At 45.5% G+C, this 7,548-nt stretch carries 10 protein-coding genes; 3 read left to right on the top strand and 7 right to left on the bottom strand.

Annotated features, from left to right (window positions below; genetic code table 11):
• Nucleotides 1-17: 17 nt before the first annotated feature.
• The 7 genes from DS742_RS14555 to DS742_RS14525 form a co-directional block, all read right to left on the bottom strand.
• Nucleotides 18-1,709, bottom strand: coding sequence for an FAD-dependent oxidoreductase (locus tag DS742_RS14555; RefSeq protein ID WP_117417703.1), 1,692 nt, complete (start codon nt 1,707-1,709; stop codon nt 18-20).
• Between the two features lies 1 nt (nt 1,710).
• Entirely contained in the window at nt 1,711-2,031 is a 321-nt protein-coding gene (locus DS742_RS14550) for a rhodanese-like domain-containing protein (RefSeq protein ID WP_117417702.1), read from the bottom strand.
• Nucleotides 2,032-2,043: 12 nt separating this feature from the next.
• The gene (gene trxA / locus DS742_RS14545) at nt 2,044-2,349 is read right to left on the bottom strand and encodes a thioredoxin (RefSeq protein ID WP_117417701.1); all 306 of its coding nucleotides are present in this window, start codon (nt 2,347-2,349) and stop codon (nt 2,044-2,046) included.
• A 71-nt stretch (nt 2,350-2,420) separates the two neighbouring features.
• Nucleotides 2,421-2,810: a rhodanese-like domain-containing protein gene (locus tag DS742_RS14540; RefSeq protein ID WP_117417700.1), complete on the bottom strand. Its 390-nt coding sequence runs from the start codon at nt 2,808-2,810 to the stop codon at nt 2,421-2,423.
• Between the two features lie 60 nt (nt 2,811-2,870).
• Complete coding sequence (locus tag DS742_RS14535) at nt 2,871-3,617, bottom strand: SDR family NAD(P)-dependent oxidoreductase (protein WP_117417699.1); 747 nt, start codon at nt 3,615-3,617, stop codon at nt 2,871-2,873.
• Between the two features lie 165 nt (nt 3,618-3,782).
• Nucleotides 3,783-4,298, bottom strand: coding sequence for a DUF4367 domain-containing protein (locus DS742_RS14530; protein ID WP_117417698.1), 516 nt, complete (start codon nt 4,296-4,298; stop codon nt 3,783-3,785).
• 32 nt (nt 4,299-4,330) lie between these two features.
• Complete coding sequence (locus tag DS742_RS14525) at nt 4,331-4,804, bottom strand: hypothetical protein (RefSeq protein ID WP_117417697.1); 474 nt, start codon at nt 4,802-4,804, stop codon at nt 4,331-4,333.
• A 164-nt stretch (nt 4,805-4,968) separates the two neighbouring features.
• Between DS742_RS14525 and DS742_RS14520 the strand changes: the two genes are divergently transcribed.
• The 3 genes from DS742_RS14520 to DS742_RS14510 all read left to right on the top strand — a co-directional run bounded on the left by DS742_RS14520 (nt 4,969) and on the right by DS742_RS14510 (nt 7,508).
• A complete protein-coding gene (locus tag DS742_RS14520) occupies nt 4,969-5,295 on the top strand; it encodes a helix-turn-helix domain-containing protein (protein WP_117417696.1) in 327 nt (108 codons plus the stop codon).
• Between the two features lie 409 nt (nt 5,296-5,704).
• Nucleotides 5,705-5,914 (top strand): helix-turn-helix domain-containing protein, encoded by a 210-nt coding sequence (locus DS742_RS14515; protein ID WP_117417704.1) that lies wholly within the window; start codon nt 5,705-5,707, stop codon nt 5,912-5,914.
• A gap of 88 nt (nt 5,915-6,002) precedes the next feature.
• Complete coding sequence (locus DS742_RS14510; protein WP_117417695.1) at nt 6,003-7,508, top strand: type I restriction-modification system subunit M; 1,506 nt, start codon at nt 6,003-6,005, stop codon at nt 7,506-7,508.
• Nucleotides 7,509-7,548 lie beyond the last annotated feature (40 nt).

Below are 7,548 nucleotides of genomic sequence, written 5' to 3'. Positions count from 1 at the left end.
TAAGCCGGTGGTCATGATTATTTATCCATACCACAAGCAAGCGAAGATTCCACAAGCGCACGGTCATTGATAACAGTATCGTAGAAGCGAAAACCACCTGAGAAATTGTAGGTAGCGAAACCGTTGCCCTCCAAAATGCGGCTGGCAATGTAGCTGCGCAGTCCGCTTTGGCAGATCACATAGATCGGTTTGCTCCTGTCAAGCTCGTTCAATCGCTCCCGAAGCTCATCCAGCGGAATGTTTAAGAAGCCGTCGATATGACCAAGCCGGTATTCTCCTACGGTTCTGGTGTCAAGAAGTGTGACACTGCCGTCCATCGGCAGACTTTCCAAATCCGCAAGATGCCACTGTTTCAGTGTTCCATTTGCAATGTTGTCGATCATAAATCCAGCCATATTGACAGGATCTTTTGCCGAGGAATAGGGCGGCGCATAGGCGAGGTCTAAGTCTTTCAGCTCTACGGCTGTCATTTTTGCACGGATAGCAGTTGCCAATACGTCGATCCGCTTATCTACGCCCTCGTAGCCCACGATCTGTGCGCCCAACAGACGGTAGGTTTCCTTTTCAAAAACCACCTTCATAGTCATAACCTTGCCGCCAGGATAATATCCTGCATGGCTCATGGGTGACAGAATGACCGTATCTGCATTCAGCCCTGCATTTTTTGCATGGGTTTCGTTGATACCGGTAGACGCAGCGGTCAAATCGAACACCTTGATTACGGAGCTGCCCTGACTACCCATGTATCGGCTGTCCCCACCGCAGATGTTGTCGGCAATCATGCGTCCCTGCTTATTTGCCGGTCCTGCAAGGGAGATGAGGGTATCTTCATCAGTAACAAAATGCTTGACCTGAACAGCATCTCCTGCGGCGTAAATATCCGGAACAGAGGTTTCCATACGGTCATTGACCACAATGCTGCCCCTAACACCAAGTTCCAGTCCGGCTTCTTTTGCAAGATGGGTGTCCGGCGTTACACCGATGGCAAGCACTGCTATATCTCCGTGAAGAGATGTGCCATCTGAGAGCAGGACATTCACGCCACCGTCTTTTTCGATGAAGCCTTCCACCTTATGCCCCAATGCCAGATGAATGCCATGCTTTCGGACTTCTGCGTGAATGAATGCTGCCATATCCGAATCAAATGGCATCATAAGCTGCTTTTGGCTTTGCACAATGGTCACATCCATGCCAAGCTCACGAAGATTTTCTGCAAGTTCCAAGCCGATGAAACCACCACCGGCAATTACAGCGGATTTCGGATGATTATTGTTGATATACGCTTTGATTTTGAAGGTATCTTCCACAGTACGCAGAGTGAACAACTTGTCCGCCTCCATACCGGACAGCTTCGGCTGGGTGGGCTTTGCACCGGGAGAGAGGATCAGTTTGTCATAGCCTTCTTCAAATTCCTCGCCAGTTTTCAAATTTCTTACAGAAACCGTTTTTCTATCGGGATAGATGGCGGTCACTTCATGCAACACTTTCATCATGATACGGAAACGGGAGAAGAAGCTCTCCGGGGTCTGCAAGGTCAGCTCTTCCGGATCGGTAATGGCATCACCGATATAGTATGGCAGACCACAGTTTGCATAGGAGATATAACCCGAGCGCTCAAAAACTACGATTTCTGCCTGCTCATTTAGTCTGCGAATACGGGCGGCAGCGGTAGCACCGCCAGCCACACCACCTACAATAACAACTTTCATATTAGCGTTCCACCTTTCCTGCATAAGTGGAAATTCCGCCTATGTTTTTCACATTGGTATAACCCATCTGCTGCAAAATAGCAGCTGCCTGACGGCTTCTTGCGCCACTGAGACAGTGTACAAAGATGGGGGTAGCTTTATTGTTAATCATGACGGTTACTTTGTCAATGGACTGCAAAGGAACATTCTTACTTCCGGGGATATGCCCCTGCCGGTATTCGTCAGGGGTGCGAACATCCAGCAGGACTGCGCCATCCGTAACGCTATATTCTTTGACACCCTGATTGATGTCAGGGCCTTTCAGGAAATCAAAAAATCCCATCTTTGCACCTCCTTACAGCATGGCGAGAATCTGAGCCTTAGGTCTGGCACCGGTGGCCTGATTTAGGACTTTGCCGTTCTTCATAACCACCAGAGTGGGAATGCTCATCACACCAAACTGCATAGCCAGTTCCTGTTCCTCATCCACATTAATTTTAACAACCTTGATATCGGAGCGCTCCTCGGCAATTTCCTCTACCAGAGGAACTACCATGCGGCAAGGACCACACCAGGGAGCCCAAAAATCCATCAGGACGGGCTTGTCCGAGTTCAAAACCTCTTGATTGAAATTGTTTTTATTTACATTGATAGCAGACATATTTAAGTCCTCCTGTTTTCTTTTTTATGGCTTTAGTATATCCAGTAGTCGTTGCTTTTTCCGTGATTTTGTCACTTATCGCCGGCGACGGTTTCACCGGGCCAACTATTAATACCGCCGATTTCAACGATATTGGTGTAGCCCAGTTTTACCAGCTTTTCAGAGGCCTGCTTACTCCGATTACCGCTGCGGCAGTATACCAGAATCAACTGATCTTTATCCGGCAGCTCCGGAATGTCCTCTGTGCCGATGGATTCGTTGGCAATATTAATCGCACCTGGAATATGCTTTTCACTATATTCCTCAGCAGTCCGTACATCGAGGATGATGTATTCGGTTTCCTCCTCCATCATCGTGACAGCTTTCTCCATGGAAATCTGTCGATAGGTAGTTTCAGATGACTGGGCTCCACAACCTGTTAAAAGTAGAAGCATCATTAAAATGGGAATAAATCTTTTCATGTATAGACCTCCATATTTTGAAGATAGGGCAGCCGTTTCCAGCTGCCCTGTTTCCGATTTTTATGTTCTTGCCATGCCGTCTACGCTGAGTACAACACCTGTGATATAGGACGCTTCATCAGATGCCAGGAATACAAATGCATTGGCAATATCCTCCGGCTGACCCAGGCGGCGCAGGGGGATCTGTTTGATGAGCGGATCAATTACTTCCTTGGGAACAGCTTTCATCATATCAGTCAGGGTAATACCAGGAGCGACTGCATTCACTCGAATACCCTTCGGACCCAATTCCCGGGCAAGGGAAACTGTCAGGCCATTGACAGCAAATTTGGATGCCGGATATGCAAAGCCACTGGGCTGGCCGTAAATGCTAACCATTGAGGAGGTGGAGAGAATAACACCGTGACCTTTTGCAATCATGCACTCACTGGCGGCTCTTGTAGCATTGAACACGCCTTTTACATTCAGATCCATAACCTTGTCAAAGGTTTCCTCCGTATACTCGGTAAAGGGAGTGCTTTCGGATACACCGGCATTGTTCACCAGAATATCAATGCAACCGTATTTTGAGGCGGCTTCTCGGAAAGCATTGCGGACAGATTCCAAATTGGATAGGTTAGGACTGATTCCAGCAACTGTTGCATCAGGGTATTTTTCTTTTAGCTGCTCAACCGCTTTATCAGCAGAACCTTGCGAGCTTGCGGTTAGGATTACCGTAGCACCTTCCTTCAAAAATTTGTCTGCGGTAGCGTAACCAATGCCACGGCTGCCTCCGGTGATAATTGCAACTTTATCTTTCAGTCTCATAAGAGTACCTCCTTGTGTTTTTGTACTCGTATTATAACCTGTTTCGGGGGTACTCTCCGTGATAAAATCACATTTTTCCAAGAAGGAATAATAGAAAAATCATTCCCGTGCATAAATAAAAAAAGTCACAGTCACGCTCCGATTTGAAGTGTAGACTGTGGTTTTTTATTTTACAGGTTCTGCACTTTCAGCCATTTTGATGATTTCGGAATCATCAAGTTTGCTTGGAGTGTATTCCAGAACATAAGTGACTTCCGGAGAATAAGTCCAACAGAGAAATGCCGTGTCATCTTTCTTGTAAAGAGCGCCCGGCCAATCCTGAATCATCATTTCCTCACAACTGTCCATACTGTCAACAGGGAAAAGCAAACCCAGGGCTTCCGTATGTAATCCGGTGATTTCTTCCGGGCCTCCTTCGTAAAATGTGGTTTTAAGGATACGGTAGTAGATGTTGTTATCCTTGTCATTTGGGTCTCCATAGGTCAGTGTGGCTGCGAGTTCTGATTTGGAGATCTTCCTTACATCTTCTCCAAGAACTTCTTCTGCGCTCTTTTCAAAACGGTCAGCAAATTCATCGAAGTCCATTTCCTGTTTCTGATGTGATGCCACCGCAATTATAATTCCAACTGCCACAACAATAATGACGGCAAGTAGAATGGCTATTCGTTTCTTTTTATTCATGTTCTTCCTTTCCGAGAAAAATAATACGAAAGTCAACGAGGTACATCTGGCAGATTCATGATCTTTGCATCTGCCTTTTTTGCATATTGCATGGTCCGATAAGCTCCGCCAGAATTGCGTTTTACGCAGAAAATAACTAAATCCGACCGGTCAACCATGGACCGGTTTCTGACTTGATGGGCGGACTTGAAGTGCTTTTCTGCGGATTCGAGACAGATTTCAATTTCATCATAATACTCATGAAATGCCTGTTCATTGTCCCGATATTCTGCCGTCATATATGGCAGTACAAGAACGAGAGAACTGTTGTCATCACGGATGGTTCGCTTGCATCTGCGAACCGTTGATGAAACAAGCTGATCAAATTCTCCGTCTCGTCCAACAAGGAATTCGACATATTCTTTGGTAAGAAGCAGCTCACGGATGATTGATTCCAACTGTCGCTCAATCAAAAACGGATCATCAACTTGTCTGTGTCCAAAGAAACTGACAGCGAATAAATTCATAAAAATCTCTCCTTTGGAGATGCTTGGTACTGGAATCACCAATCAAACCCAGATATTGATAATTATATCACCAATACAAGAAAGGATAAAGAGAAAATTCATTTTCTCACTACCAACGTCACCTTTTGATTCATACTACAATAGTTGAGGAAGGAGGGACAGGAATGGCCGACACGCAGTATGATGAATTTATTCGTATCAGGATTACAGAATTAAGAATAGCAAAGAATATTTCCGAACACAAAATGAGCTTGGATTTGGATAAGAGTGGCTCATACATTCGTGGAATAACCAGCGGAGCAGCCTTACCGTCTCTCAGGGAACTGTTCAATATCATCTCGTATTTTGATATGACACCGGCAGAATTTTTCGCCCCGCTGGACGATGCGAATACCCCGTATCGTGAATTGTGCGAGAAGCTGAGAACCATGAATGAGGAAGAACTCGAAAAGGTCAGCACCTTTATTGGTTGGATTGAGAAGAAAGAATAATCAAATGGAATTAAGATTTTAACCTGGATGCCAAATGGCAGTCCAGGTTTTTTCTTTCTCAGGAAAACGTTCAGAATGAACGAGCAGCCGGTATCGTAGATACCGATCAAAGGGGATTGGGGATGCTGCCCCAACAAGCAAATTTGCGAAGATTGCACCGAAGGGAAAATCGAGAAAATGAGTGAACCTGTACAGGTTTACACTGCTTGCCAATTTGTAAAACCCCAAAATTCCGCTCCTCTAAGCTCTAAAAGTCCTTCCGCTTCAAAAATTCGGATAATTCTTTGAAATAAGAAAATAAAATGTAGTGATAGCTCACTTTCTTGTTGAGTTTACCTATTTGCGTGCTATAATTATAAGTACAGGTACTTTTTGAACGAAATATCTGGAAGAAAGGAATGGTGAAATGATGGCTGTCAGCTATAAGAGACTATGGAAGCTATTGATTGACCGAGATATGAAGAAAAAAGATTTGGCTGAACAGGCAAATCTGAGTAACTATACCATCAACAAGATGCATCGAGGTGAGAATGTAACTACGGATACGCTCGTAAAAATCTGTTCTGTCCTGGGCTGCACCTTTGACGATATTATGGAAATAGTTCCGGACGAAAAGTAATATGTCCGTTTTATGGGATAGCCTCTTTAGTAGAATATAAGCTGAAGAAGCATAACTACAATAAACTGTTAGAGTGGAGGAATCGGCAATGGCTGAAAAGAACAATGCCAACATTGGCTTTGAAAAACAAATTTGGGATGCTGCCTGCGTGTTATGGGGACACATCCCTGCCGCTGAATATAGAAAGGTAATCATTGGACTGATTTTCCTTCGCTATATTTCCAGTGCATTTGAAAGAAAATATAACGAGCTTGTTGCAGAGGGCGAAGGCTTTGAAGAAGATCGTGACGAGTATTTGGGCGAGAATATTTTCTTCGTTCCGGAGAAAGCAAGATGGTCTACCGTTGCAGCTGCGGCTCACACTCCGGAAATCGGCACCGTTCTCGATGAAGCAATGCGAGAGATTGAAGCAGAAAACAAATCTCTGAAAAATGTGCTTCCGAAGAATTACGCAAGTCCGGATTTGGACAAGCGAGTTCTGGGCGATGTCGTCGATCTGTTCACCAATATGGATATGTCTGATACAGAGGAAGGCAAAGACCTTCTGGGCAGAACCTACGAGTATTGCATCGCCCAGTTTGCTGCCTACGAAGGTGTGAAGGGCGGCGAGTTCTATACACCGTCCAGCATCGTTAAGACAATCGTTGCAATCCTGAAGCCGTTCAATAACTGCCGGGTGTACGACCCGTGCTGTGGTTCTGGCGGTATGTTTGTGCAGAGCGTAAAGTTCATTCAGGCACACAGCGGCAATCGTCAGAGCATTTCCGTTTATGGTCAGGAATCCAATGCGGATACCTGGAAGATGGCAAAGATGAATATGGCGATTCGTGGCATTGATGCAGACTTCGGCCCGTATCAGGCTGACACGTTCTTTAATGACCTTCATGCTAATCTTCGTGCAGATTTCATTATGGCAAATCCGCCTTTCAATCTGTCCAACTGGGGACAGGATAAACTGCTGGACGATGTTCGCTGGAAGTACGGAACGCCGCCTGCCGGTAATGCCAACTACGCATGGATTCAGCACATGATCCACCACCTTGCACCGAACGGCAAGATTGGTCTGGTGCTTGCAAATGGCGCACTGTCTACACAGTCCTCTGGCGAAGGTGAGATCAGAAAGAATATTATCAATGCCGATCTGGTGGAAGGTATCGTTGCCCTGCCTACGCAGCTGTTTTACAGCGTGACGATTCCTGTTACGCTCTGGTTCATTAGCAAAAACAAAAAGCAGAAAGGCAAAACGCTGTTCATTGATGCCCGTAAGATGGGCTACATGGTTGACCGCAAACATAGAGACTTCACGGATGAAGATATTCAGAAATTAGCGGACACCTTTGAAGCATTCCAGAACGGAACTCTGGAAGATGTGAAAGGATTCTGTGCGGTAGCCGATTTGCAGACTATCGAAAAGCAGGACTATATTCTGACTCCTGGGCGCTATGTTGGCATTGAGGAACAGGAAGAAGATAGCGAACCGTTCGACGAGAAAATGGCTCGCCTGACTTCGGAACTTTCTGATATGTTTGCCAAATCCCATGAACTCGAAGCAGAAATCCGTAAGAAGCTGGGGGCGATTGGTTATGAAATTTGATGAAAGCTTACTCTACAATATTAAACCCGAATTATTCATG

The sequence above is a fragment of the Lacrimispora amygdalina genome, from assembly GCF_003432035.1.
Taxonomy (GTDB): Bacteria; Bacillota; Clostridia; order Lachnospirales; family Lachnospiraceae; genus Lacrimispora; species Lacrimispora amygdalina.
The sequence above is the reverse complement of the archived record's forward strand: the minus strand, read 5'-3'. Positions and strand labels throughout refer to the sequence as shown.

What these genes read in the sequence shown, in the direction of transcription:
- DS742_RS14530 (WP_117417698.1), bottom strand. Translation starts at nt 4,298, where the DNA reads ATGAATAAAAAGAAACGAATAGCCATTCTACTTGCCGTCATTATTGTT.
- DS742_RS14535 (WP_117417699.1), bottom strand. Translation starts at nt 3,617, where the DNA reads ATGAGACTGAAAGATAAAGTTGCAATTATCACCGGAGGCAGCCGTGGC.
- DS742_RS14520 (WP_117417696.1), top strand. Translation starts at nt 4,969, where the DNA reads ATGGCCGACACGCAGTATGATGAATTTATTCGTATCAGGATTACAGAA.
- DS742_RS14555 (WP_117417703.1), bottom strand. Translation starts at nt 1,709, where the DNA reads ATGAAAGTTGTTATTGTAGGTGGTGTGGCTGGCGGTGCTACCGCTGCC.
- DS742_RS14540 (WP_117417700.1), bottom strand. Translation starts at nt 2,810, where the DNA reads ATGAAAAGATTTATTCCCATTTTAATGATGCTTCTACTTTTAACAGGT.
- DS742_RS14515 (WP_117417704.1), top strand. Translation starts at nt 5,705, where the DNA reads ATGGCTGTCAGCTATAAGAGACTATGGAAGCTATTGATTGACCGAGAT.
- DS742_RS14525 (WP_117417697.1), bottom strand. Translation starts at nt 4,804, where the DNA reads ATGAATTTATTCGCTGTCAGTTTCTTTGGACACAGACAAGTTGATGAT.
- DS742_RS14550 (WP_117417702.1), bottom strand. Translation starts at nt 2,031, where the DNA reads ATGGGATTTTTTGATTTCCTGAAAGGCCCTGACATCAATCAGGGTGTC.
- DS742_RS14510 (WP_117417695.1), top strand. Translation starts at nt 6,003, where the DNA reads ATGGCTGAAAAGAACAATGCCAACATTGGCTTTGAAAAACAAATTTGG.
- trxA (WP_117417701.1), bottom strand. Translation starts at nt 2,349, where the DNA reads ATGTCTGCTATCAATGTAAATAAAAACAATTTCAATCAAGAGGTTTTG.